Raw genomic sequence first — 25,056 nt, 5'->3', positions numbered from 1 at the left:
GCGTGGACCCCATCTCGCGCTCCTGGACCGGCGGACCCGGACACGGCGAGCCTGGTCCGGCACCCGCCTGCAGGGGCAGACTCGAAGGATGACCCGCACCCCGCCCGCTCACTCCGCCTCGCCCGCCGCAGAGACCGGCGGCGAGAGCCTGCTGACCGTCCTGATCGCCCTCGGCGTGAACACGGTGATCGCCGTCGTCAAGTCGATCGTGGGCGCGGTCACCGGCTCAGCCGCGATGGTGGCGGAGGCCGCGCACTCCTGGGCCGACGCCGGCAATGAGGTCTTCCTGCTGCTGGCGGAGCGTCGGGCCGGCCGAGCCCCCGACGCGCGGCACCCGCTGGGCTACGGGCGCGCGGCCTACGTGTGGTCGATGGTCGCGGCCTTCGGCCTGTTCGCGGTGGGCTCGGCGGTCTCGGTCTGGCACGGGATCACGGCCTGGTCCGCCCCCGAGGAGGAGGCGGAGTACACGATCGCGTACATCGTGCTCGCCGTCGCGTTCGTGCTCGAGGGCATCTCGTTCCTGAACGCGCACCGGCGCGTCCGCCGCGACGCGGAGCGGCGGCACATCAGCGATGCCACGTTCCTGCGCCAGACCTCGGACCCCACCCTGCGCGCCGTGTGGGTGGAGGACGCCTCGGCCCTGATCGGCCTGGTCATCGCGGCCGCCGCCCTCGCCCTGCACCAGCTCACCGGGGACCCCCGGTGGGACGCCGCCGGCTCGATCCTCGTGGGCGTGCTGCTCGGGGTCGTCGCGATCTTCCTGCTCTCGCGGAACATGGCGTTCCTCGTCGGCGAGGTCGCCGACCCGGTGGTCCGGACCCGGGTGCTGCGCTGGCTGCTGGAGCGGCCCGAGGTGCTCTCCGTGAGCTACCTGCACCTCGAGTACGTCGGCCCGGAGAAGCTCTTCGTCGTCGGGGCCGTGGACCTGGCCGGGGACGAGCGGGAGAGCGAGGCCGCGGTCCTGCTCCAGCGCGTGGAGGACGCCCTCCTCGAACACCCGCGCGTGGCCGCCGTCGTGCTCTCCCTGTCCAACCCCGCCCACGCGCCCCTGGCCCCGGAATCGCAGAACACCCGCGTCTGAGCCCGCGCGGCCGGCGGGCGAGCGGCCTCAGTCGAGGCCGGGGCGGCGGCGCGTGCGCTTCACCTCGGAGCGACGGTGTTTGGCCTCCAGGCGGCGCCGCCGAGAGCCGCGCGTCGGCTTGGTAGCACGCCGCGGCGTCGGCGGGGCCAGGGCCTCGCGCAGCAGCGCCGCGAGCCGCTCGCGGGCGGCCACCCGGTTGCGCCGCTGGGCCCGGTGCTCCGCCACGCTGACGGTGAGGACCGTCCCGGCCAGCCGGGGCGCCAGCCGCGCGAGGACGCGGGCGCGCTGGACGTCGTCGAGGGCGGAGGTGGCCGCCAGGTCCAGGCTGAGCTGGACCCGCGAGTCCGCCGTGTTCACGCCTTGACCGCCCGGGCCGGAGGCGTGGGAGAAGCGCTCGACGAGTTCGCCCGCGGGGATGACCAGCCCGCGGGGTGCGCCGGGGCCGGGGGTGACGCGCACGTCGCCGGGGCGGGGCTCAGCCACGGGGCGCCGCCGTCCGTGGTCCGCGCAGGTCCGCGAGTGCGACGAGGAGCGCGAGCGCCATGCACCCCGCCACCAGGGTGAAGGCGGCCATGAACGCCCCGTCCCAGTCGGCACCGGAGGCGACGCCCAGGAACACCCCCACGATCACGGCGGTGCCGACGGCCGTGCCGACGCGCTGGCCGGTCTGCAGGACGCCGCCGGCCGTGCCGGAGTGCCGCGGCGGGACCTCGGCCAGGCTGAGGGTCTGGTTGGGGGAGACCACCAGCCCCTGCCCGGCACCCAAGATGGCGAGGGTGAGCAGCAGCCACCACGGGCTCAGGCCGAACTCCCGGTTGGCCCACGCCACCCCGATGGAGCCCACGACGGCGAGCAGCGCCAGCGCGATGCCGAGGACGACGATCTTCCGGCCCGTGCGCAGCACCACGCGACCGGCCACGGTGGACATCACGCTCGACATGACCGCCGAGGGAAGGCCGATGAGTGCGGCGTGCAGCGCCGGGTAGCCCAGCCCGTTCTGCATGAACATGGCGATCACCACGAACATGCTGGTCGAGCCGGTGAAGTAGATGGCGATCAGCAGGGCGCCGCACGCGAAGCTGCGGGTCTGGAACAGGCGCAGGTCCACCATCGGGGCGCGGCCCCGTCGGGCGTAGCGGGCCTCCCAGCGTGTCCAGAGGGCGGCCAGGCCGATGCCGACGGGCACGAGCACGAACCGCCACGGCCCGAGCTCACGGTCCAGGAACGGGAGCATGACGGCCACGAGGGCGCCGGCCAGCAGGACGACGCCGACCGGGTCCAGGTCCGGACGCCGCGCCCGCTCGGGGGCGGTGCGCGGCAGCCACTGGCGGGCCACGATCAGGGCGCCGAGGGCGATGGGCACGTTCACCAGAAAGGTCGCGCGCCAGCCGAGGTCGCCGCCGAGCCACGCGATGAGCCCGCCGCTGAGCAGCGGCCCCACCGCCACGGACACCCCGACGACGGCGCCGAGCGCCCCGAACGCCCGGGCGCGGGAGGCGCCGGAGAACTCGCCCTGGATGAAGCCGGTGACCTGCGGGTTGAGCAGGCCCGCGCCCACGCCCATGACCAGGCGCGCGAGCACGAGCAGGACGCCCGTGGGCGCCAGGCCGGACAGGAGCGCACCGAGCGCGAACACGCCGAGGCCCACCAGGAACAGCCGGCGGCGGCCGAAGAGGTCACCCGCCCGGCCCGCCGGCACGAGCACCATGCCGAACACGAGGGTGTAGCCGGAGATGGCCCACTGCAGCTCCGCGTCGCTGGCGTCCAGGCCCCGCTGCAGGGCGGGCAGGGCCACGTTGATGCTGGACACGGCCAGCAGGGACATGAAGATCGGGATGAGGAGCACCGCGAGGATGCGCTGCTGGTGCGGGGTGAAGACCGAGGACGCGGCGCCGTCGGACGGACGCGGGGCGACGGGCATGCGGTCTCCTTCACAAGGGTGTCTCGGGCGCTCTCCAGGATCGGCCCTCGTCCCGCATCGTGCCAGGTCCGAGGGTCCTCGGCCCGGTGCGGCGCACGGAGGCCATGACCGCGACCGTCGCCCTGCCGCCCCGTCGCTCACTTCGCGTCCGCGTACGACCCCACGCTGGAGACGGTGAGCGGGAAGTCCACGGGGGCGGGACCGAACAGCAGGCGGCCGGCGGCGCTCGCGGACTCCGCCACGACCGTCCGCACGGCCTCGGCCTCCGTGGCCGGGCCGTGCAGGACGACCTCGTCGTGGACGAAGAACACGAGTTCCGTGCGCATGCCGGCCGAGCGCAGTCGACGGCGGATCTCGCCCATCCAGCACAGCGCCCACTCGGCCGCGGTGCCCTGCACCACGAAGTTCCGGGTGAAGCGGCCCTGGGAGCGCCGCCGTCGCCGGGCCGCGGACTCGGCGGCCTGGGTGCCGACGTCGGACACGGACTCCTGCCACTTCCGCCCCGGCGCGGGGGACCAGCGGCCCAGCCACGTGGACACCTGGCCGCCTCCCTCGCCGACGGAGGCCGCCCGCTCGAGCAGGCCGATCGCTCGGGGGTAGAGCCGGCGCAGGTGCGGCATGAGCGCCGCGGAGTCGCCCGTCGTCGAGCCGTACATCGCACCCAGCAGGGCGATCTTCGCGCGCCCGCGGTCGGCCAGCGCGGTGCCGGCCGCCCGGCCCTGCTCCGCCACCTCCCGGTACAGGTCGGGCGTGGTCCCGGCACGGGCCAGCGCCTCGTCGGCGGCCATCGCGGCGAGGATGCGCGGCTCCACCTGGGAGGCGTCGGCCACGGTCAGCGTCCACCCGGGGTCTGCGCGGACGGCGTCGCGCACCCCGGCCGGGACCTGCATGGCCCCACCGCCGTGGGCGGCCCACCGCCCGGTCACCACGCCGCCGACCAGGTAGGCGGCGTGGAACCGGCCGTCGTCGCCGATCCACTGGTCCAGCCAGTGCCAGCCGTTGGCCGTCCACAGCCGGGCCAGGGCCTTGTACTCCAGCAGAGGCGCGAGCAGCGCGGCCCGCGCCTCGCGTTCCGCGCCGCCGGCGTCGATCCAGTGCTTCAGGTCCCACTGCCGCGTGGACTCCACGGCCACGCCCGCCGTCTGCAGCGCCCGCAGCAGGCTCGGCTGCGAGTCGGGGCTCAGCCCGGGGGAGCCCAGGACGTCGGCGATGCGTTCGGCCAGGGTCTGCAGGCGGGCGGGACGCTCGCCCGGTGCAGGCCGGGGGCCGAGCTGCTCGGCGAGGAGCGCCTCGTGCACGCCCCGGTCCCACGGCAGACCCGCCGCCCGGATCTCTGCGGCCACGAGTGCGCCCTGCGACTCCGCCGCCGCGAGCAGCCGCAGCCGGTGCGGGTGGGCCGAGCCCTCGACGGCCGCCCGCTGCGCGGCCAGCTCCGCCGCGAGCACGGTGACGTCCGGGGCGGGGCCGGACTCGTCCGGCAGGTCGAAGAAGGACTCCTGACCGGCGGGCACCCGCGCCGGGCGCTCGGGCTCCGTCGGGTCGGCGACCTCGAGCTGCGCCACGGGCGTGTAACGCACCCCGCTGCCCGGCGCCGTCGCCGCGTGCCGCAGGATCCGCTGGACGAGGGCCACGTCCCAGCACCGATCCACCCGCACCCCCGCCGCCAGCCAGGCGGCGTACTCCGTCCCGACGTCGGCGAGCACCCAGCGGACCGTGCTCGGGTCCACGCCCAGGCGGGCGGGCAGACCGGCCACGAGCCCGGCCACGGACCCGGCGGCGCAGGAGCCCAGGGGAACGGCGTCATCGCCCTCCCCGTCCAGGGCCCACCAGGTGCCGGGGCTGCCGACGGAGGCGGGGGCGGGGCCCAGGACGACGAACATGGCCCTCATTCTGCCCCGCCGCCTCACCGTGGGCGGGGCGAGGGGCTGTGCGACTTGCACGCTCGCTGAGCGGAGAACACACTGTGCGGACGCACCGGCGCGCAGCGGGCCGTCGGGCGCCACCCAGAGAGGACCCACCATGACAGCGACCCGGTCCGGCGGCGCCGCGACGTCTCGCCTCAACGCCAAGGTGGTCGGCATCTCGGTCGCCGCCGCGCTCGGCGGCTTCCTGTTCGGCTTCGACACCTCGGTCATCAACGGTGCCGTGGACGCCCTCGCCGGGGAGTTCGGCCTCGGCGCCGGTCTCACGGGCTTCGCCGTCTCCTCGGCGCTGATCGGCTGCGCTCTCGGCGCCTGGTTCGCCGGGCCGATCGCCAACCGCCGCGGCCGCGTGCCCGTGATGGTAATCGCCGCGATCCTGTTCCTGGTCTCCGCCATCGGCTCGGGTCTGGCGTTCGGCGTGGTCGACCTGATCTTCTGGCGCATGGTCGGCGGCCTGGGCGTGGGCGCCGCGTCCGTGATCGCTCCGGCGTACATCGCGGAGGTCAGCCCGGCCCATGTGCGCGGTCGCCTCGGCTCGCTCCAGCAGCTGGCGATCGTCCTGGGCATCTTCGCCGCGCTCCTCACGGACGCGCTCTTCGCGACGATGGCCGGGGGAGCGGCGCAGCCGTTCTGGCTCGGCGTCGACGCCTGGCGCTGGATGTTCCTGGCCGAGGCCGTCCCGGCGGTGCTGTACGGCCTGTTCGCCCTGAAGCTGCCGGAGTCCCCGCGCTACCTGGTCGCCCGCGGCCGCACGGACGAGGCGGCCGAGGTCCTGCACGAGTTCACCGGTGTGGACCGGGTGAACCTGATGATCGAGGACATCCGGCGCTCGCTGGACTCGGAGCGCCGCGAGTCGCTGGCGGACCTGCGTGGACCGGCGGCGGGCCTGCAGCCGATCGTGTGGATCGGCATCCTGCTCTCCGTCTTCCAGCAGGCCGTGGGCATCAACGTGATCTTCTACTACTCCACCACCCTGTGGCGCTCGGTGGGCTTCGGGGAGTCGGACGCCCTCACGGTCACCGTGATCACCTCGGTCACGAACATCGCCGTCACCCTCATCGCGATCGCCCTGGTGGACCGCGTCGGCCGTCGCCCCATGCTGATCGCCGGCTCCGCCGGCATGACGGTCAGCCTCGGCCTGATGGCACTGGCCTTCTCCTTCGCGCAGACGGGCGGCGGCGAGTCCGTGTCCCTGCCGCAACCGTGGTCCACGGTGGCGCTGGTGGCCGCGAACGCCTTCGTGGTGTTCTTCGGCGCCACCTGGGGTCCGCTGGTCTGGGTGCTGCTGGGCGAGATGTTCCCGAACCGCATCCGCGCCGGCGCGCTCGCCGTGGCCGCCGCCGCGCAGTGGGCGGCGAACTTCACCGTCTCCACCACGTTCCCGTGGTTGGCGGACATCGGCCTGACCCTCGCCTACGGCCTGTACGCGGTCATGGCGGCGCTGTCCCTGGCCTTCGTGGCGGCCTTCGTGCCCGAGACCAAGGGCAAGACGCTCGAGGAGATGAGCGACGTCGTCGTGCGCTCCCCGGGGCAGCGGCGCGCGGTGCGCGCCGAGGCCGAGCGGGACCTGCGCGGCTGACACCGCCCGTCCCGACGACGGCCCCCTCCCTGAGCTGCAGACAGGGAGGGGGCCGTGGTGTGTGCGGGGCGGGTCAGCCGGCGTCGGCGCCGGTGGCGGCCTCCTGGTCGTCGAGGCGCTCCAGGCCCTCGTCCTCGGAGTCCTCGATGAGACGGTCTCCGGCGATCCTGTCGACGATCATCGCGATGGCGGCGTCGCCGGTCACGTTGGTGGCGGTGCCGAAGGAGTCGATGGCGATGTACGTGGCGACCATGAGCGCGACCTGCGGCTCGGTGAAGCCGAGCATCGAGGACAGCAGGCCCGAGGCCGCCACGATCGCGCCGCCGGGCACGCCGGGCGCCGCGACCATGGTGACGCCCAGCATGAAGATGAAGCCCACGAACACCGGGACGTCGATCGACTGGCCCGAGAGGAACAGCACCGCGATGGAGAACGAGACGATCTTCACCGTGGAGCCGGCCAGGTGGATCGTCGCGCACAGCGGCACGACGAACGAGGCGATCGGCCGGCGCACGCCGAGCAGCAGGGTCTGGCGCAGGGTCACCGGGATGGTCGCCGCCGAGGACGAGGTGCCCAGGGCCGTCGCGTAGGCCGGCAGCATCGTCTTCAGTGCCGTGAACGGGTTGCGGCCCGCGATCGCGCCCGCGACGACGTACTGGACGAGCAGCAGCACCACGGTGAGGCCGAAGACCAGCAGGATCACGCCGAGGAACGTGGTGATGACCTTGAAGACCTCGCCGGCGGCGGTCATGTTCAGGAACACGCCGAAGATGTAGACGGGCAGCAGCGGCACGATCAGGCCCATGACGACCCGCTCGATGATGGATCGCAGCTGGTCGAAGCTCTCGTGCAGGGCGCCGCGCGGCAGCGTCGTCAGGCCGATGCCGAGCACGAACGCGAGCAGCAGGGCCGTCATCACGCCGAAGGGCGGGTCCATCTGCACCTCGAACAGCGGGCCGAGCAGCGCGTCCTCAGGGTTGGCCATCCCCTCGAAGGACCCGGGCGTGAGGATCAGCGGGAAGACGAGCAGGCAGACCAGCAGGGCGCCGAAGCCGCCGACCAGGGTGGAGCCGTAGGCGATGCCGCCGGTCAGGGCCAGCAGCTTCCCCGCGCCCCGGCCGATGTCGCCGATGGCGGGGGCGACGAGCGCCAGGATCAGCACCGGGACGATGAAACCCAGGAAGTTCGAGAACAGCCCGTTGAAGGTGGCGAAGGCCTGCACGAGCCAGGTCGGCGCGACCAGGCCGACGAGGACGCCGGCCACGATCGCGACGAGGATGCGGGGCAGCAGGCCGACGCGGCGGCGGGGCACGGCGACGGCGCCCCCGGAGTCGGGGCCGGACGCGTCGAGGGCGTCGGAGTGGGAGCGAGACATGGCCGACACGCTAGCGCAGGCCGTCCTGCCCGTCGCCCGGTCGGTAGGCCATCCTTGGCGGTGCCGGTGACCCCCTTCGTGGCGCAGAACACAGGGAGCGCCACCATCTCGGGGAGCGTGCAAGAGCACGCCCGACCCACCCGGACCGAAGGAGACGACGATGACGGTCCTGCCCCGCCCCGCAGACGCCCGGGCCGCCCAGGGGTGCGCTGCCGGCGTGGAGGCCGCATGAGCGAGTTCCTCGCCTCACGCTGGCCCGACATCCTCTTCCGGGCGTGGCAGCACGGGTGGCTCGTGCTGCAGGCGCTGGCCATCGCCACCGTGCTCGCCATCGCGCTGGCCGTGATCGCCACGCGGATCAAGGCCCTGACCCCGATCGCGAACGCCTTCACGGCCGTCGGGCTGACCCTGCCCTCCTTCGCGCTCATCGGCGTCCTGATCCCCCTGGTGGGCATCGGGACCGTCCCCGCCGTCGTGGTGGTGGTCTTCTATGCCCTGCTGCCCATCCTCCGCAACGCGCTCGTGGGTCTGCGCGGCGTGGACCCGGAGGTGCTGGAGGCCGCCCGGGGGATGGGCATGGGGCCGGTGGCGCTGTTCACCCGGGTGCGTCTCCCGCTGGCCTGGCCCGTGATCCTCACCGGCATCCGGGTCGCGGGCCAGCTCGGCATGGGCGTGGCCGCGGTCGCGGCCTACGTCCTGGGGCCCGGACTGGGCTCGTACATCTTCACGGGGCTGGTCTCCCTGGGCGGCGCCAACGCGTTGAACTACGCCCTCGTGGGCACCCTCGGCATCGTCGTCGTCGCCCTCGTCCTGGACGGGCTGCTCGTGCTGCTCGGCCGGCTCACCATCTCGAAGGGACTGCGCGCATGAGCACCGACCGTGACGCCGGGGCCGAGATCCGTCTCGAGTCCCTGACGAAGCTCTATCCGGGGCAGGACCGTCCCGCCGTGGACGCCCTGGACCTCGTCATCCCCGCGGGGGAGACCGTGGTGTTCGTCGGCCCGTCCGGCTGCGGCAAGACCACCTCGCTGAAGATGATCAACCGCCTCATCGAGCCCACCTCCGGGCGGATCCTGATCGGCGGGGAGGACATCACACGCCGTGACCCCACCCGGCTGCGCCGTCAGATCGGCTACGTCGTGCAGGGTGGCGGGATGATGCCCCACCTGTCCGTCGCCGAGAACGTCGGCCTGGTGCCGCGCCTGCTCAAGTGGGACCGCCGGCGCATCGCCGACCGCGTGGACGAGCTGCTCGACCTGGTCGGCCTGGACCCGGCGATCTATCGAGACCGTTTCCCGCGCGAGCTGTCCGGCGGACAGCAGCAGCGCGTCGGCGTGGCCCGGGGCCTCGCGGCGGATCCTCCCGTGCTGCTCATGGACGAGCCCTTCGGCGCCGTGGACCCCCTCACCCGCGAGCGCCTGCAGCAGGAGATGCTCGACATCCAGGCCAGGGTGGGCAAGACCATCGTGATGGTCACCCACGACGTGGACGAGGCCGTGCTCCTGGGCGACCGGATCCTGGTGCTCGAACCCGGCGCGCACGTGGCCCAGTACGCCACCCCCGAAGAGGTCCTGGCTCGGCCGGCCACCGAGTTCGTGGCCGACCTCGTGGGGTCGGGGGCGGGGCTCAAGCGGCTGGGGCTGCGGTCGGTCGACTCGCTGCCGCTGCGCCCGATCGCACACCACCCGACGGGCCCGCTGCCGGGCGGGCCCGTGCTCGACGCGGCCACCCCGATCAGCGAAGCCCTCGCGGCGCTGGTCATGGCCCCGACGGAGGAGATCGCCGTGGTCCGTGATGGCACGGTCATCGGTCTGCTCGACTATCCGACACTGCGCGCGCACGCCCGCGCCGCCGACGAGCAGGCTCAGCCATGATCGCCCGGCTGCGTTCGGCCTCCGCCGAAGACCGCCTGCTCCTGATCGGCCTGCCGCTGCTGGTGGCCGCCCTGCTGATCGGGTGGACCGTCTGGGTGCGCGGAGCCGCCCTCGACGACGTCGAGGCCCGGCTGCTGACCTGGCCCACCGTCCTGCGCCTCACCGCCGAGCACCTGGCCCTCGTCGGCGTGTCCACCGTTCTGGTCGTGGCGACGGCCGTCCCGCTCGGCGTGCTGCTGAGCCGCCCCGCCGCCCGGCGGTTCACCCCCGTCGCCATGGGGCTGGCCAACGCCGGTCAGGCCGCCCCCGTGATCGGTGTGATCGTCCTGCTCGCCATGGCGTGGGGGTTCGGCTTCCGGGTCGCCGTCCTGGCCCTGTCCCTCTACGCGTTCCTGCCCGTGCTGGCCAACACGCTGGCCGGGCTGCGGGGCGTCGACCCCACCGTCGTCGAGGCGGCCCGCGGCATGGGCATGTCGCCGCTGCAGACCCTGCTCCGGGTGGAGCTGCCCCTGGCCCTGCCCGTGATCATGGCGGGTCTGCGGACCGCCCTGGTGCTGCTGGTGGGCACCGGGGCGTTCGCGACGTTCATCGACGCCGGCGGCCTCGGCCTGCTCATCCAGACCGGGATCGTCCTGTTCCGCTTCCCGCTGCTCGTCTCGGGGGCGATCCTCGTGGCCGCCCTCGCCCTGATGATCGAGTGGATCGGCCGCCTCGTCGAGACGCTGGCCACGCCGAGGGGGCTCGCATGACCACCCCGCGCGCGACCATCCCATCTCGCCGCCGCGGCCGGACCCCCGCTCGCGCCGTGCTCGCCGTGCTCGGCCTGGCGGCCTCCCTGGTCCTGTCCGGGTGCGGGCTGAGCACCGCCGGCGGCTACCTGCCCTCGGGCACGCCCGCCGGCGACGTCGCCGGGATCGACCTCGAGGGCGCCCACGTGGCGGTGGGGTCCAAGAACTTCAACGAGGGCGTCGTGCTCGGCAAGATCACCGCGATCCTGCTGCGCTCCGCGGGGGCCGACGTCGAGGATCTGACCAACATGCCGGGTTCGCTCAGTGCGCGCCAGGCCCAGGTCGCGGACGTCGTGGACGTCGAGTGGGACTACACGGGGACGGCCTGGATCACGTACCTGGGCCACACCGATCCGATCCCGGACCCCCAGGCGCAGTGGGCCGCGGTCCGGGACGAGGACGCGCAGCAGGGCCTGGTGTGGCTGCCGCCGACCGAACTCGACAACACCTACACCTTGTCCGTGCGCCAGGACCGTGCGGAGGAGCTCGGCGTGGAGACACTCGCGGACATCAAGGACCTCCCCACGGAGGACCAGTCCTTCTGCGTGAGTGCCGAATTCGCCGCCCGCAACGACGGATTCCTGCCCATGCTCGAGGCCTACGGGATCGAACGGCCCACCGGATCCCGGCTGCGCCAGATGGACATCGGGGCGGTGTTCGCCGCGGTGGCGGACGGGACGTGCACCTTCGGGGAGGCGTACTCCACGGACGGGCGGATCGCCGCGCTGGACCTGACGACCCTGCAGGACCCGCTGAGCTTCTTCCCGAAGTACAACGCAGCCCCCATCGTGCGCGAGGAGGTCCTGGCCCAGCACCCCGAGATCGCCGACCTGCTGGCGCCCGTGACTGCGCGCCTGGACAACGCGACGGCCGCGCGCCTGAACGCTCGGGTGGACGTCGACGGCGAGGAGCCCACCCAGGTCGCGTGGGACTGGCTCCGCGAGGAGGGCCTGATCACCGACTGACGGTCCGCCGACGCCGCCGACACCGCGGATCAGGCAGCCGTCAGCGTGCGCGAGTAGACCGTCCGGCCGACGGCGTTGATCAGACGCACCCGGAACTCGCGGCCGTCCTCGGGGATCTCGACGTGGCCGAAGTACTGGTGCTCGCCGGAGCGCGGCGAGCCCATGACCGGCCCGTGCGCCTCGAAGTCCAGGCGCGGGCCGAAGGTGCCGTCCAGCGTGTTCGGGCCGGACGATCCGGCGTTGATGGGGCCGGCCACGAACTCCCAGAACGGCTCGAAGTCGGTGAACGCCGCGCGCAGCCCGCGGATGAGCCACTGCAGCTGTTCCTCGCCCAGGATCGGGGTCTCGTGGGTCTCGAGACGCTGGGTGTTCTCGCCCTTGTGGGTGCGCATGTCCAGGGCGAACACGTCGAGCGTCGCGCCGCGGGGGATCCTGCGGTGGATGCGGGTGGGCGCGAGGCCGGAGCCGCGGTGCAGGGCCGTGGAGTCGGCGATCGGCATGTACTCCTGCCACGCTCGCCGGGCGCCGTCGTGAAGCGGGCCACGGCCGACTCGCCCAGGCGGCCGGTCTCGTCCTCGAACGCGTACGTCACCTCGAAGCGGGCGCCGGAGGGCAGCGTGTCCGCGAGGATCTTCGCGGTGTGCTCGGCGGCCCCGTCGACCCAGCCGGAGCGCAGGGTCAGCCCGCGAGCGAAGCGGCCGCGCAGCACCAGCCCGTCCTCGTCGACCGCGCGCAGCGTGGCGTGCAGGCGCGAACGGCCGGACTCGGCCAGGCCCCCGGGTGTGTGGCCTCGGGCTGACCCCCGGGTGAACGTCCGACGCCGGCCCCGGCGGCAGCGGGGTCGACCGGCCCGGGGCCGCTCAGCGCAGGGCGGCGACCGTCCGGACGGCGTCGACGATCGCGTCCGCCGCGGCCTCGAGCAGCGGGGCGTCGGCGTCCGGGCCGAACGTGCAGCGCAGGGCCGTGCGGGCCTCGTCCTCGCTGAGGCCCAGCGCGAGCAGGGCCGGGGACGGCTCGGCGTCGTGGGCCGAGCACGCGGACCCCGCCGAGGCCAGCACGCCCCGGCGGGCCGCCTCCTCCAGCACCGACTCGCCGTTCACGCCGGGCAGCACGAACGAGGCGTGGCGTGGCAGCCGTCGGGCGGGATGGCCGGTCAGCCGCGCGTCGGGCACGAGCTCCCGGACGCCGTCGAGCACGCGCGCCGCGAACCGGTCCCGCAGCCCGGCCCACGCGTCCGCGGCCGCGGCGCGCTCCGCCTCGGCCTCCTCGAAGGCGGCCGCGAACCCGGCCGCGCCGGCCACGTTCTGCGTCCCGGACCGCCGGCCCCGCTCCTGGCCGCCACCGGGCACGAGCGGTTCCAGGGCGTGACCCGGGCGCACCCACAGCGCGCCGACCCCCTTGGACCCGCCCACCTTGTGCCCGGACAGCGCCACCAGATCCGCCCCGAGGGCGCGCACGTCCACCGGGATCTGCCCCGCGGCCTGCACCGCGTCCACGTGCACCGGCACGCCCGCCTCCCGGGCGACGGCGGCCAGCTCGGCCACCGGCTGCACCGTGCCCACCTCGTTGTGGGCCAGGTGCACGCTGACCAGCGCGGTGTCCGGGCGCAGGCGGGCGGCGAGGTCGTCCGCCGAGGTCAGGCCGTCCCGGTCCAGCGCGAGGTGCTCGACCTCGACGCCGTGCAGCCGGGCCAGCTGGTCACAGGACTGCCGCACCGCGCTGTGCTCGATCCCCGTGGTCAGCACGTGGCCCGCCGGGCGGCCGGCGAGGATCCGGGCGCGCACCGTGCCGAGCACGGCGAGCGCGTCGGCCTCCGTGCCGCCCGAGGTGAACACGACCTGCCCGGCCCGGGCGCCGATCGCGCAGGCCACCCGCGCGCGGGCGTCCTCGAGCAGGGCCGCCGCCGCCCGGCCGGCCTCGTGCGCCGAGGACGGGTTGCCGTAGACGCCGGTGAGTGCGGGCCACATCGCCTCCAGTGCGCTGCGCCGGACGGGCGCGGTGGCCGCGTGGTCCAGGTCGAGGGCGGTGCTCATCGGCGCGGCGAGACCTCCTCGACCACGGCGTCCAGGCCCAGGTCCAGGGACTGGACGGTATGGGTCAGCGCTCCCACCGAGATCACGTCCACGCCCGTGGCCGCGATCGCCCCGATCGTCTCGAGGCTCACCCCGCCGGAGGCCTCGACGACGGCGCGGCCCGCCACGAGCTCGACGCCGGCCCGCAGCTCGGCCGGCGAGAAGTTGTCCAGCATGATCGTGTCGACCCCGGCGGCGAGCACCGCCGGGATCTGCTCGAGCCGGTCGACCTCCACCTCCACGTGGGTGGTGTGCGGCAGGCGGGCCATCCCGGCGCGCAGGGCCGCGGTGAGGGCCTCGCCCGGGTCGCCGGCACCGCCGAACCCCAGCGCGGCCAGGTGGTTGTCCTTGAGCATCACGGCATCCGAGAGGCTGAAGCGGTGGTTGTGCCCGCCTCCGTCCCGCACCGCCTGCCGTTCGAGCACGCGCAGACCCGGGGTGGTCTTGCGGGTGTCCACCACCCGCGCGTGCCCGCCGCCGGCGCGCACGGCGGCCACGTGGGCGGCCGTCGTCGTGGCGATCCCGGACAGGCGCTGGACGAGGTTCAGCGCCACGCGCTCGGCGCGCAGCACCGAGCGGGCGGGGCCCGCGACCTCGGCGACGACGGCGCCGGGGGACAGGTCGGCGCCGTCGGCCAGGTGCAGGGTGACGGACACGGCCGGGTCGACGAGCCGGAAGGCGGCCTCGAGGGCGTTCGTGCCGGAGAGCACCCCGGCCTCGCGGGCCACCACGCGCGCGGTGATCCGGGCCTGCTCCGGGACGAAGGCCTCCGAGGAGACGTCACCCCAGGGCGCGTCCTCGGCGAGCGCTGCGGCCACGATCCGCTCCACGTCCGGCCGCGGGGCCGGTGTCGTCGGGGCGCGGTCGGCCGGGGTCACGTCCCAGCCCCGGCGGACTGCGCGGCCGACTGCTTCGGCGCGACGGCCAGCATCCGCTCGAGCGCGGTGCGGGCCGGGTCGGCCACGGACGCGGGCACGGTGATCCGGTTGACCACGCGGCCGGCCACGAGCTCCTCGAGCACCCACGCGAGGTAACCGGGGTGGATGCGGTACATCGTGGAGCACGGGCAGATCACGGGGTCGAGGCAGAAGATCGTGTGCTCGGGGTGCTGGGCGGCCAGGCGCTGCACGAGGTTGATCTCGGTGCCGATCGCGAAGGTCGAGCCGGCCGGCGCCGCCTGGATGGCCTTGACGATGAAGTCCGTGGACCCGGAGGAGTCCGCGGCCTCCACCACGGGCAGGGGGCACTCGGGGTGCACGATCACCTGGACGTCCGGGTGCTCGGCGCGGGCCTGCTCGATCTGCGCCACAGTGAAGCGGCGGTGCACCGAGCAGAAGCCGTGCCACAGCAGGACCTTCGCGTCCCGCAGGGCGTCCTCGGAGTTCCCGCCCAGCGGCAGGCGGGGATTCCACGTCGGCATCTGCTCGAGTGGGATCCCCCTGGCGCGGCCCGTGTTCCGGCCCAGGTGCTGGTCCGGGAAGAACAGGACGCGCTGGGCACGCTCGAACGCCCAGTCCAGCACGGCCGAGGCGTTGGAGGACGTGCACACGATGCCGCCGCGCTCGCCGACGAAGCCCTTGAGGGCCGCGGAGGAGTTCATGTAGGTCACGGGCAGCAGGGGCACGCGCCCGTCGTCGTCCGGCTCGGTGCCGTAGACCGCCTCGAGCTGCTCCCACGCGTCCTCGACCGAGTCCAGGTCGGCCATGTCCGCCATGGAGCAGCCGGCGGCGAGGTTGGGCAGGATGACGGCTTGGTCCGGGGTGGAGAGAAGGTCCGCGGTCTCCGCCATGAAGTGCACGCCGCAGAACACGATCGCCTCCGCCTCGGGCCGGCCCTGGGAGGCCCGCGCGAGCTGGAAGGAGTCGCCCACGAAGTCGGCGTGCTGGACGACCTCGTCGCGCTGGTAGAAGTGGCCCAGCACGACGACGCGTTCGCCGAGTGTCTGCCGCGCGGCGCTGATCCGGGCGTGGAGCTCCTCGTCGGAGGCCCGCTGGTACTCCTCGGGGATGCGGCCCTGCACGGGGGCGTCGGCCGGGACGACGTCGTCCTGCGATGCGCCGGGGCCGTAGGCGGGTAGGCCGGCGTCGAACGCCCAGGGGCCGCGGGTCAGGTCGGGGGAGCACGAGGAGCCGCGCGCGGCGTCCTTGTCGATCAGGGTCAGGGTGCGGGCCACCGAGGCGGTGGTCCCGGTCGGGGTGGTCATGGGTGACTCCTGGGTCGGGGCTGGTGGGTCAGCGGCGGGCATCCGGCCCGGCGGGATCGGGGTCGGTCCCGGGCCCGGCGGGCCGGTAGCGGTAGAGCTTGGGCGGGCGGTGCGGGGTGCCGCCGCGGACCTCGCCGGTCTCCTCGAGGGCCCCGGCGGCGAGGGTGGCGCGGCGGAAGTTGGCGGCGTCGAGGCCGCGGCCGAGGACGGCCTCGTGCACGGCGCGCAGCTCGGCGAGGGTGAAGGAGGGCCCCAGCAGCGCGTGCCCGACGCCGGCTCGCGGCAGGTCCGCGCGCAGGCGCGCCACGGCCGCCGCCAGGATCTGCGCGTGGTCGAACGCCAGCGCGGGCGGCGCGTCGGCCCGGTGCCAGCGCACATGGACCCCGATGGGCAGCCCGGCCACGTCCGGGTCCGGGCGGGACGCCGGGGCGGCGCCGTCGTCGTCCAGGACGGGGCTGAGCGCCCAGTGGGCCACCGTGAGGACGCGTCCGGTGGGGGAACGGTCCACGGCGCCGAACGCCGCCAGCTGCTCGAGGCGACGGACGGGACCGGGCACGCACTCGGCGGCCACGCGTGCGGCGACGTCGGCCAGCTCCTCGTCCGCGCCGAGCCACGCGCCCGGCAGCGCCCACCGGTCCAGGAACGGCTCGCGCATCCGCGGGACGAGGGCGACGCAGAGGCGGGGCACGCCGTGCGGGTCCGGGCGCACGCCGAAGACGGCCGTGGACACGGCGACGCTGACGCGGGCCTCAGCGACCGGCATGGGACCTCCCGGGGCGGACTGGCGGGGCTGTTCGGGTCAGTATGACACTGTTCCCGCCCATCTCAGAGGGTCAAGATGACTGGAAGTCGGGGGAGGCACCGGCGCGGTCCCGCGCTAGCCTGAGTCGGGTGAACACGACCGCCGCCTCCGCCCCGTCCGACGCACCCCTGGCCTCCACCCGCATCGGGGAGGGCCCGCGCCGCGTCGCGTTCCTGCACGGCCTCATGGGCCGCGGCCGGAACTTCACCGGCCCGGCCAAGGAGCTGGGCGACGACTTCACGGTGGAGCTGATCGATCTGCCGGACCACGGCGCCTCGCCCTGGACGGACCGGGTGGACTACCGCGAGATCGCGGACCGGGTGGCCGCCCACCTGCGCGCCGGCCTCGCCGCCGACGGGCCGGTCCACCTGCTGGGCCACTCGATGGGCGGCAAGGTCGCGATGGTGCTCGCCCTGCGGCACCCGGAGCTCGTGGACCGGCTGATCGTGGAGGACATCTCCCCGCGGCTCTCACCGCAGGCCACGGACGAGTTCGTGCACCTGCTGGGCACCATGCTGCGCATGGACCTGGACGCGTACGACTCGCGGGCCGAGGCCGACGCCGCCATGGCCGAGCACGTCCACGACGCGCGGGTGCGCGGCTTCCTGCTGCAGAACCTGCGGCGCACGGCCGGGCACTTCGCGTGGCAGCCCAACGTGGCCATGCTCTTCGAGCACCTGCGGGAGATCGGCTCGTTCCCGGACCCGGTGGTCCCCGAGGATCCGGAGCGCGTGTTCGACCATCCGGTCCTGTGGCTGGCCGGCGCCGAGTCGGACTACGTCCAGGATGAGGACGTGCCGCGGATGAAGGAGCTGTTCCCGCGCGTCGTGCGCGTGACCGTCCGTGACGCCGGCCACTGGCTGCACGCCGACCAGCCCGAGGCCTTCGTCTCCGCGGTGCGCACCTTCCTCACCGCCGACTGACGGGGCCCGTCGGGAGACGGAGACAGCGCCGAGGCCCGCAGACGCGCCGCCACGTTCCGTGCGTAGCGGCGCGTCTGCGGGCCTCAGCGTGGGGCGCGGGTGGGGGCGGACCCGTCGGCCGCCGCATCAGTGGGCGGGCGCGGCCTTCTTCCCGCGCAGGCGTCCGACGAGCAGGACCACCCCGAGCGCGACCGAGCCCCAGAGCAGGCCCCACACAGCCGACGTCGCGGTCTCCGTGAGCCAGCCGAGGAACGCGCCGGCGGCGTGCGTGACGGGCTCGACGATCCCGTGCTGCACGGCGTAGGGCCACGGCACGCCCAGCGCGTCCAGCTCCACGAGGGCGATGTGGCCGCCCACCCAGAGCATCGCCACGGTGCCGATGACGGTCACCACGCGCAGCACGTGCGGCATGGCCTTGACCAGCCCGGCGCCGAACGAGCGGCCGCCGGAGGTGGAGGCGTTCTGGTGCAGGTGCAGGCCGACGTCGTCCATCTTCACGATCAGCCCCACCACCCCGTACACGCCCGCGGTGATGACGACGGCCACCACCGCCAGGATCGCCGCCTGCATCCAGAAGCCCAGGTCGGCCACCTCGTTCATGGAGATGACCATGATCTCCAGGGACAGGATGAAGTCCGTGGTGATGGCCCCGCGCACCACGGTGTCCTCAGCCTCCGGACCCCGCTCGACGGCAGGCTCCTCGTCGTCGGCATGCCCGTGGCCGGCGAGCTTGCCCCACACCTTGTGCGCGCCCTCATAGGACAGGTAGGTGCCGCCGGCCAGCAGCAGCCACGGCAGGATCCAGGGGGCGAGCCAGTCGAGCAGCAGCAGCGCGGGAAGGATGAACACGAGCTTGTTGCGCAGGGAGCCCTTGGTGATCCGCCAGATCATCGGCAGCTCGCGGGCCGCGGCCGCGCCGGCCATGTACTGCGGGGTCACCGCGGCGTCGTCGACCACCACTCCCGCCGCCTTGGCCGCGGCGCGTCCCGCTCCGGCGGCCACGTCGTCCACGCTCGCGGCGGCGAGGCGGGCGAGGGCGGCGACGTCGTCGAGCAGGGCTACGAGTCCGACCATGGTTCCTCCTGGGGTGGGGCCGACGGGCGCGCCGGTGCGCGGGCAGGGCGCAGGTCGAGCATAGCGGCGGGGACGGACACGCACCGGCCCGGTCCCGTGGGGGACCGGGCCGGTGCGTGCGCGGCCGACGAGGCCGCCGGTGGGCTCAGGCGTCGTTCTCGGTGGTCTCCACGGGACGGGAGCCCAGACGGCCGTCGATGCGGAGCAGGCCCGAGCCGTCGTCGCCCACGAGCTCGAGCTGGCCCACGATCTCGGAGACGGTGGACTCCTCCTCGATCTGCTCGTCCAGGAACCAGTTCAGCAGCGGGCGCGAGTTGAGGTCGCCCGCGGACTCGGTGGCCCGGTACAGCTCGCGGATCGCCTCGGAGACCTTCTGCTCGTGCGCGAGCGCGGCCCGGAAGATCTCCAGGGCCGACAGGCCGGCCTGCACGGGCGGGGCCGGGATGGCGCCGATCGTCGGGAAGCTGTCCCGGTCGGCGACGTGGTCGATGAACTTGTTCGCGTGGACGATCTCCTCGTCCGCCTGGTGCCGCAGCCACGCGGCCATCCCGGACAGGTCCAGGTCGTCGGCGGCGATCGCGAGCTGGCGGTAGACCATGGACGCCTCGAACTCGAGGGTGATCTGGTCGTTGAACTTCTGCAGCAGGTCATCGGTGAGCTTCATGCCTCGAACTCTAGGCAGGCGGCCGGGGCGCGGTGAAGGCGCGCCCGCCCCGTGGCCGAGGCACGACAACGGCGGGCGGCCGGTTCCGCCGGATTCGGCGCCCGGCGGTGCCAGCCCTAGGCTGGGCGCCGTGTCCGAGACCCGCCGCGCCCGCCCGGGCGTCGACCCCGCGTCGACGCCGCCCTCCGACGTGCCGCGGGGCCCGGGAGGCCGGGACGCCCTCGTGCGCCGCCGCGTGTTCCGGACGCCCCTGCTGCGCCGCGTGGTCTACGCGGTGGTCTTCGAGCTGCTCGCCATCCTCTTCACCACCGTGATCCTGGCGGCGCTCGGCAACGGCGGCGGGCCCTCGCTCGCCGTGGCGGTGGTGTCCTCGACCGTGGCCCTGCTGTGGAACATCGTGTTCAACTCGGTGTTCGAGACCCTCGAACGCCGCCTCGGGATCACGGGCCGGCCCTGGTGGGTGCGCGTGGCCCACGCCGTCGGCTTCGAGGGCGGGCTGATCGTGTTCCTCGTGCCCGCGGTGGCGCTGATCCTCGGCATCGGGCTGGGGGAGGCGTTCCTCATCGAGGCCGGCCTGCTCGTGTTCTTCCTCGTCTACGCCGCGGTGTACGCCTACGCGTTCGACTCGGTGTTCGGCCTGCCGGACTCGGCCGCCCGCGCCGAGGCCTGACCCGCCGCTCGGAGCAGGCGCGGCTCAGCGGGACGCCGGCAGCCCCAGGAACGCGCGGATCGCGGGCATCTCGCGGCGCACCTGGTCCAGGCCGAGCTCGTGGGCGGCGGCCAGCTTGGCCACGGACCGCTCGCCGTTGGCGATGGGCATGGTCTCGGGCGCGAACAGATAGGCCCGTCCCTGCCGCTCCATCTCGAACAGGCGCTCGCGGGTGGCGTTGTACCGGCGCCAGCGCGTGAGCAGCGCGTCCGCGACGGCGGGGTAGCGCCGGAAGGTGCGCTGGTAGAACGAGGGGAACCGTTCGGGCCGTTTCACGTACCCGCGCTCCCGGGTCAGGACCACGAGGACCTTCTCGAACCCCGCGTCCTCCGCCGCGGTCAGCGGGATCCCGCCGTCCACGCCGAGGGCGCCGTCCACGAACACGGTGCCCTCGGCGTGCACGGGGGGCATGAGGACCGGCATCGTGGACGACGCGCGGACGCGGACCATCAGGTCGGTCAGGGTGGTCATGTCGGAGCGGTCCCACCAGCGCGTCTCGCCGCTCGCGGCGTCGAACCCGCCCAGCACGAGCCGGGCGGGGTTCGCGCGGAACGTGGCGAAGTCGTAGGGCAGGTCCGCCTCGGGCAGGCCGGCGTGCTCGTAGATGTACTCGGCGTTGAACAGGCCCTTGCCGCGCAGGAAGCTCAGCCAGTTGCCGAACCGAGGATCGTCGGCGAAGTCCACGAACGAGCGCCGCGCACGGGCCGGGTCGCGGGACAGGTAGTTCACGGCGTTGGACGAGCCCGCCGAGATGCCGGCCACGAAGTCCACGTGGATCCGCTCGCGCAGCAGCTCCGCCACCACGGCCGAGGTGAGCGCGGCGCGCATCCCCCCGCCCTCGAACAGCAGCGCCGTGTCGGTGACGTTGGACGTTATGGGCTCGGTCATGGTCGGTCCCTCCGTGTTCGCCGTCCGCCGAGCAGGGCGCGGGGCGCTCCCGTCCGGCCGCGCCCATCCTAGGCTGTCCCCATGGCGACGACCCACATGAAGAGCACCCCCGTCCACACCGTCGGTGAGCTGCCCCAGGTGGGTTCCCCCGCCCCCGACTTCACCCTCACCGGGGCGGACCTGTCCCCGGTGACCCTGCGGGAGCTGCGCGGCCGCCGCGTGATCCTGAACATCTTCCCGTCCCTGGACACCGGCGTGTGCGCCGCCTCCGTCCGCGAGTTCGACTCCCGCGTCGCGGACCTCGGGGACACCACCGTCGTGGCCGTGTCCGCGGACCTGCCGTTCGCCGCCGCGCGCTTCTGCTCGGTCGAGGGCATCGACCACGTCCGCAGCGGCTCTGTGTTCCGCTCGTCGTTCGGCGGCGACTACGGCGTGCGCATGACCGACGGTCCGCTCGAGGGCCTGCTGGCCCGCGCCGTCGTCGTGGTCGATGCCGACGGCGTGGTCCGTCATGCCCAGCTCGTCCCCGAGATCTCCGAGGAGCCGGACTACGAGGCCGCCCTGGCGGCCGCCCGGGGCTGAGCGTGACGCCGCCGGGCTGGCCGCCGCGCGCACGACGCTCGCCCCTGGCGTTCGTCATCGCGCTGTTCGGCGTGCTCGGGGCGCTGGTCCTGGCGGGGGGCCTCACCGCGCTCCTCGCCGGCCGGATGGTCGACGTCGCCGCGGACTCCGCCCCGACCGTGCCCGCCGCCGAGGCCCCCGCCCGGGAGGCGGGCGCGCTCGCGGCGGGCCTGACCCACATCCACGACGGCGTGACGGTGGACTGGTCCGCATCGGCCCACGACGGATCGTCCCTGGATCCGGGCCAGCCGGTCGCGGACGCCCCGGGCATCCTCCTCGTGGAGACCGCCCTCGGCGCCCGCACCGGCACGGGGACGGGCATGGTGCTCTCCCCGGACGGGCTGGCGGTGACCAACTACCACGTGGTCGAGGACTCCTCGGAGGTGCATGTGGTGGTCGCGGACACCGGCGCGCGGCACACGGCCACGGTGCTCGGGCGCGATGCCGAGCACGACATCGCGGTGCTCGACGTCGAGGGCGTCTCAGACCTGCCGGTGGCCAGCGTCTCGCTGGACCCGGTGCGGCGCGGGGAGACGGTGGCCGCCGTCGGCAACGGCGGGGGCCAGGGCTATCTGACGGCCGTGCGCGGCACCGTGCTCGCCACGGACCGCTCGATCATGGCCGCGGCCGAGGGCACCGATCAGTACGCGCGCCTGTCCGGCCTGATCCAGACGGACGCGGACGTCGTGCCCGGCTACTCCGGCGGCCCGGTGGTGGACGACGACGGTCAGGTGGTCGGCGTGACCGTGGCGGCCAGCGACGGGACCACCGCAGACGAGGTGGACGGCTTCGCGATCCCGCTGGAGGTGGCCTTCGACGTGGTGGACCAGGTCCTCTCGGGTGAGGAGACGGACACCGTGAGCATCGGCGCGGACGGCGCCCTGGGCATCATGGTCGGCGCGGATCCCGACGTCGGCGTCGTGGTCATGCAGGTGGACGCGGGCTCGGCGGCCGAGCAGATCGGCCTGGTCGAGGGCGATGTGATCCTCGAGATCGAGGGGCGCCCCGTCGGCGACGACGCCTCCCGGATGTCCCGCCTGGTCAACGACCACAACGTGGGGGACCGGATCACCGTCCAGTGGCGCACCGCCGGCGGCGAGGTGCGCGAGGCCGAGGCGGTCCTGCAGCCGGCCCTCGTGAACTGACCGGCCCCCCGCGCTCAGGCGAGCAGGTCCAGCGAGAGGGCCATCGCGACCACGCCCAGCAGCACGCCGCTCAGCGCCGCGGCGCGGCCCCCGGCCGCCCGGGCGGCGGGCAGCAGCGCGTCGAGGCTCACGGTCACCATCACGCCCGCCACGGCCGCGAAGACGGCGGCCACGAGCGCGGGCGTGAGGAACGGGGCCAGCAGCAGCCAGCCGATCAGCGCGCCCAGCGGCTCCGCGATCCCCGTGAACGCGGCCCACGCGAAGGCCTTGCGCCGCGACCCGGTGGCCTGCCGCACGGGCACGGCCACGGCCACGCCCTCGGGCACGTTGTGCACGGCCATCGCGACGGCCAGCGCGACACCCACCGACGGATCCTGCAGGGTGCCGGCGAAGGTGACGAAGCCCTCCGGCAGGTTGTGCAGGCCGATCGCCAGGGCCGTCACCGTGCCCAGGCGCAGCATCCGCCGCCGGTCCAGGCCGGCCGGGTCGTCGACGTCGCCCGGCATCTCCGAGACGGGGTCGGGGACGGCGCGCTCGAGCAGCACGTAGGCGCCTGCGCCGAGGGTCAGGGCGGCCACCGCGACGGCGGTCGCCGCGGGGCCGACCGCCCCGCCCAGCCCCTCGACGGAGGCCGGCAGCATCTCCAGGAAGGAGACCGCGAGCATGACGCCCGCGGCGAGGCCGAGGGCGGCCCCCAGCCCGCGGCCCGAGGGCTCGCGTCCGACGATCGCCAGGACGCCGCCCAGCACCGTGGCCAGCCCGGCGAACGTCGTGAGAGCGAGCGCGGTCCAGAACGGGTCCACGGGGGAGGGCCTCCTGACGGGCGGCGGGCGGGGTGCGACCATCCTAGGGACCACAGGAGGAGACCATGACCGACACCGCCGCCGGCCCCGGATTCGCGCTGCCCCGGGGCGTCGAGCCGGGCCGCGCCGTCGTCGTGGGCGCCGGCCCCAACGGCCTGACCGCCGCCGCCCTGCTGGCCCGCGAGGGCTGGGAGGTGGACGTGTTCGAACGGGCCCCGGTGCCCGGCGGTGCGTGCGCGTCCGCGCCGGTGCTGGGGGAGGGGACCGTGGTGGACCTCGGGGCGGCGGGTCATCCGTTCGGCGTCGCCAGCCCCGTGTTCCGGGAGCTGGGGCTGACGGACCACGGGCTCGCCTGGCTGCACCCGGCCCTGCCGATGGGACATCCGCTGCCGGACGGGCCGGCCGTCCTCCTGCATCGGGACCTCGAGGCCACCGCCGCGGGTCTCGGCGCCGACGCGCGGGCCTGGCGGACCGTGCACGGGGCCCTGGTCGCACACGTCGACGAGATCCTGGCGGGCGCGCTCGGCCCGGTGCTGCGACCCCCGCCCCATCCAGTGGCGATGGCCCGCTTCGGCCTGCGCGCCCCGTGGCCGGCCGATCTGCTGGGCCGGGCGATGTTCCGCACGGAGGCCGCCCGCGCCCTGTTCACGGGCTCGGCGGCCCACGCGATCCTGCCCTCGAGCCGGCCCCTGACGGCGGCGTTCGGTGCGCTCTTCGGCGCGCTCGGGATGAGCTCGGGCTGGCCGGTGGCGCGCGGCGGGTCGGGGGCGATCGTCGAGTCGCTCGTGGCGGTGCTGCGGGCGCACGGCGGGCGGCTGCACCTGGGTCACGAGGTCACGGACCTGCGCGCGCTGCCCGCCGCGGACGCCGTCGTGCTGGACCTGACCCCGCGCCAGGTGCTGCGCGTCGCCGGCACGGGCCTGCCGCCGCGCTACGCCGCCGCCCTGCGCCGGTGGCGCCCCGGGCCGTCCGTGTCCAAGGTCGACTTCCTGCTCGACGGGCCGATCCCGTGGCGCGACGCCCGGCTCGCGGGCGCGGGGACGGTGCACCTGGGCGGGACCGCCGCCGAGATCCGGCGGGCCGAGGACGACGTCGCGGCCGGCCGGATGCCGGCGCGGCCCTTCGTCATGCTCTGTCAGCAGCAGGCGGCAGACCCCACACGGGCCACCGGGCCCGCCCGGGGGCACACGGTCGTCTGGTCCTACGCCCATGTGCCCCACGGCCACCCCGGCGACGTCCGTCCGCTGATCGAGGCGGAGGTGGAGCGGCACGCACCCGGTTTCCGGGACCGGATCCAGGCCGCGGTCGCGATGCGCCCGGCCGACCTGGAGGTGTGGAACCCGAACCTCGTGGGCGGCGACATCGCGGGGGGATCGCTCGCGGGAGCGCGCGCGCTCCTGCGCCCCACTGCGTCGCCCCGGCCGCACCGGGCGGGTCGGACCGGGCTGTATCTGGCCTCCGCCTCCACCCCGCCGGGCGCCGGCGTCCACGGCATGGGCGGGGCGTGGGCCGTGCGGACTCTGCTGGCGGACCGTCGTCGCTGACCGCTGTGCGCCACGGCTGAGACTGATCCGGATCCGGACTTTCGCGAATCGGAATGTGCCCGCTACAGTGTGGTCCATCTCACGGAACGTCCCGTCTCGGCGG

At 74.6% G+C, this 25,056-nt stretch carries 24 protein-coding genes; 11 read left to right on the top strand and 13 right to left on the bottom strand.

Annotation, left to right across the window (positions count from 1 at the left end; genetic code table 11):
* Positions 1-88: 88 nt before the first annotated feature.
* Complete coding sequence (locus DE149_RS00370) at positions 89-1,081, top strand: cation diffusion facilitator family transporter (RefSeq protein WP_113913749.1); 993 nt, start codon at positions 89-91, stop codon at positions 1,079-1,081.
* Between the two features lie 27 nt (positions 1,082-1,108).
* Here the strand turns inward: DE149_RS00370 and arfB are convergent, their stop codons facing one another.
* The 3 genes from arfB to DE149_RS00355 form a co-directional block, all read right to left on the bottom strand.
* Positions 1,109-1,564, bottom strand: coding sequence for an alternative ribosome rescue aminoacyl-tRNA hydrolase ArfB (gene arfB / locus DE149_RS00365; protein WP_036338705.1), 456 nt, complete (start codon positions 1,562-1,564; stop codon positions 1,109-1,111).
* Positions 1,557-3,002 carry an MFS transporter gene (locus DE149_RS00360; protein WP_063190258.1) on the bottom strand — a complete coding sequence of 482 codons (1,446 nt, stop codon included), beginning with the start codon at positions 3,000-3,002 and terminating at the stop codon, positions 1,557-1,559. Before DE149_RS00360 ends, arfB begins: the two co-directional genes overlap by 8 nt.
* A gap of 137 nt (positions 3,003-3,139) precedes the next feature.
* Positions 3,140-4,882: a bifunctional 3'-5' exonuclease/DNA polymerase gene (locus tag DE149_RS00355; RefSeq protein WP_113913748.1), complete on the bottom strand. Its 1,743-nt coding sequence runs from the start codon at positions 4,880-4,882 to the stop codon at positions 3,140-3,142.
* A 139-nt stretch (positions 4,883-5,021) separates the two neighbouring features.
* Between DE149_RS00355 and DE149_RS00350 the strand changes: the two genes are divergently transcribed.
* A complete protein-coding gene (locus DE149_RS00350; protein ID WP_063190256.1) occupies positions 5,022-6,503 on the top strand; it encodes a sugar porter family MFS transporter in 1,482 nt (493 codons plus the stop codon).
* A gap of 73 nt (positions 6,504-6,576) precedes the next feature.
* On the opposite strand, the gene DE149_RS00345 is transcribed toward DE149_RS00350, so the two are convergent.
* Entirely contained in the window at positions 6,577-7,878 is a 1,302-nt protein-coding gene (locus DE149_RS00345) for a dicarboxylate/amino acid:cation symporter (RefSeq protein ID WP_063190255.1), read from the bottom strand.
* Between the two features lie 228 nt (positions 7,879-8,106).
* On the opposite strand from DE149_RS00345, the gene DE149_RS00340 reads away from it, so the two are divergent.
* From DE149_RS00340 to DE149_RS00325, 4 genes are read left to right on the top strand one after another with little or no spacing between them, the layout of a single operon-like run.
* Positions 8,107-8,748, top strand: coding sequence for an ABC transporter permease (locus DE149_RS00340; protein ID WP_002855197.1), 642 nt, complete (start codon positions 8,107-8,109; stop codon positions 8,746-8,748).
* Complete coding sequence (locus DE149_RS00335) at positions 8,745-9,752, top strand: ABC transporter ATP-binding protein (protein ID WP_070709188.1); 1,008 nt, start codon at positions 8,745-8,747, stop codon at positions 9,750-9,752. The genes DE149_RS00340 and DE149_RS00335 overlap by 4 nt, the downstream gene beginning before the upstream one ends.
* Positions 9,749-10,501 carry an ABC transporter permease gene (locus DE149_RS00330; RefSeq protein WP_036382910.1) on the top strand — a complete coding sequence of 251 codons (753 nt, stop codon included), beginning with the start codon at positions 9,749-9,751 and terminating at the stop codon, positions 10,499-10,501. Before DE149_RS00335 ends, DE149_RS00330 begins: the two co-directional genes overlap by 4 nt.
* Positions 10,498-11,505 (top strand): glycine betaine ABC transporter substrate-binding protein, encoded by a 1,008-nt coding sequence (locus DE149_RS00325; protein ID WP_113913747.1) that lies wholly within the window; start codon positions 10,498-10,500, stop codon positions 11,503-11,505. Before DE149_RS00330 ends, DE149_RS00325 begins: the two co-directional genes overlap by 4 nt.
* 29 nt (positions 11,506-11,534) lie before the next feature.
* Here the strand turns inward: DE149_RS00325 and DE149_RS11735 are convergent, their stop codons facing one another.
* From DE149_RS11735 to DE149_RS00300, 5 genes are all read right to left on the bottom strand, one after another.
* Positions 11,535-12,005, bottom strand: coding sequence for an alkaline phosphatase D family protein (locus tag DE149_RS11735; protein WP_060973549.1), 471 nt, complete (start codon positions 12,003-12,005; stop codon positions 11,535-11,537).
* 360 nt (positions 12,006-12,365) lie between these two features.
* On the bottom strand, positions 12,366-13,538 hold the full coding sequence (locus DE149_RS00315) for a cysteine desulfurase family protein (RefSeq protein WP_060973548.1): 1,173 nt from the start codon (positions 13,536-13,538) through the stop codon (positions 12,366-12,368).
* Positions 13,535-14,455 carry a carboxylating nicotinate-nucleotide diphosphorylase gene (nadC, locus tag DE149_RS00310; RefSeq protein WP_060973547.1) on the bottom strand — a complete coding sequence of 307 codons (921 nt, stop codon included), beginning with the start codon at positions 14,453-14,455 and terminating at the stop codon, positions 13,535-13,537. The genes DE149_RS00315 and nadC overlap by 4 nt, the downstream gene beginning before the upstream one ends.
* Complete coding sequence (gene nadA / locus DE149_RS00305; RefSeq protein WP_113913746.1) at positions 14,452-15,780, bottom strand: quinolinate synthase NadA; 1,329 nt, start codon at positions 15,778-15,780, stop codon at positions 14,452-14,454. The genes nadC and nadA overlap by 4 nt, the downstream gene beginning before the upstream one ends.
* Before the next feature lie 28 nt (positions 15,781-15,808).
* Positions 15,809-16,543, bottom strand: a complete 735-nt coding sequence (locus tag DE149_RS00300) for an NUDIX hydrolase (protein WP_041104954.1) — start codon at positions 16,541-16,543, stop codon at positions 15,809-15,811.
* A 128-nt stretch (positions 16,544-16,671) separates the two neighbouring features.
* Here DE149_RS00300 and DE149_RS00295 point away from each other — a divergent pair, with 128 nt between their 5' ends.
* On the top strand, positions 16,672-17,505 hold the full coding sequence (locus tag DE149_RS00295; protein ID WP_060973545.1) for an alpha/beta fold hydrolase: 834 nt from the start codon (positions 16,672-16,674) through the stop codon (positions 17,503-17,505).
* 126 nt (positions 17,506-17,631) lie between these two features.
* On the opposite strand, the gene DE149_RS00290 is transcribed toward DE149_RS00295, so the two are convergent.
* The gene (locus DE149_RS00290; RefSeq protein WP_113913745.1) at positions 17,632-18,579 is read right to left on the bottom strand and encodes a DUF808 domain-containing protein; all 948 of its coding nucleotides are present in this window, start codon (positions 18,577-18,579) and stop codon (positions 17,632-17,634) included.
* 145 nt (positions 18,580-18,724) lie between these two features.
* Positions 18,725-19,243: a ferritin gene (locus tag DE149_RS00285; RefSeq protein WP_073117509.1), complete on the bottom strand. Its 519-nt coding sequence runs from the start codon at positions 19,241-19,243 to the stop codon at positions 18,725-18,727.
* A 130-nt stretch (positions 19,244-19,373) separates the two neighbouring features.
* Between DE149_RS00285 and DE149_RS00280 the strand changes: the two genes are divergently transcribed.
* The gene (locus DE149_RS00280) at positions 19,374-19,913 is read left to right on the top strand and encodes a PACE efflux transporter (protein WP_098092251.1); all 540 of its coding nucleotides are present in this window, start codon (positions 19,374-19,376) and stop codon (positions 19,911-19,913) included.
* Positions 19,914-19,937: 24 nt separating this feature from the next.
* Here the strand turns inward: DE149_RS00280 and DE149_RS00275 are convergent, their stop codons facing one another.
* Entirely contained in the window at positions 19,938-20,840 is a 903-nt protein-coding gene (locus DE149_RS00275; RefSeq protein WP_113913744.1) for a patatin family protein, read from the bottom strand.
* An 81-nt stretch (positions 20,841-20,921) separates the two neighbouring features.
* Here DE149_RS00275 and tpx point away from each other — a divergent pair, with 81 nt between their 5' ends.
* Together tpx and DE149_RS00265 are read left to right on the top strand one after the other, a co-directional pair.
* Positions 20,922-21,422 carry a thiol peroxidase gene (tpx, locus tag DE149_RS00270; RefSeq protein ID WP_044659388.1) on the top strand — a complete coding sequence of 167 codons (501 nt, stop codon included), beginning with the start codon at positions 20,922-20,924 and terminating at the stop codon, positions 21,420-21,422.
* Positions 21,423-21,424: 2 nt separating this feature from the next.
* On the top strand, positions 21,425-22,606 hold the full coding sequence (locus DE149_RS00265) for a S1C family serine protease (RefSeq protein ID WP_113913743.1): 1,182 nt from the start codon (positions 21,425-21,427) through the stop codon (positions 22,604-22,606).
* A gap of 14 nt (positions 22,607-22,620) precedes the next feature.
* Here the strand turns inward: DE149_RS00265 and zupT are convergent, their stop codons facing one another.
* Positions 22,621-23,409: a zinc transporter ZupT gene (zupT, locus tag DE149_RS00260; RefSeq protein WP_113913742.1), complete on the bottom strand. Its 789-nt coding sequence runs from the start codon at positions 23,407-23,409 to the stop codon at positions 22,621-22,623.
* A gap of 65 nt (positions 23,410-23,474) precedes the next feature.
* Here zupT and DE149_RS00255 point away from each other — a divergent pair, with 65 nt between their 5' ends.
* Positions 23,475-24,953 carry an NAD(P)/FAD-dependent oxidoreductase gene (locus DE149_RS00255; protein ID WP_113913741.1) on the top strand — a complete coding sequence of 493 codons (1,479 nt, stop codon included), beginning with the start codon at positions 23,475-23,477 and terminating at the stop codon, positions 24,951-24,953.
* Positions 24,954-25,056 lie beyond the last annotated feature (103 nt).

This window comes from Micrococcus sp. KT16 (assembly GCF_003315015.1).
Lineage (GTDB): Bacteria > Actinomycetota > Actinomycetes > Actinomycetales > Micrococcaceae > Micrococcus > Micrococcus luteus.
This window is presented reverse-complemented; position numbering and strand designations above follow the sequence as displayed.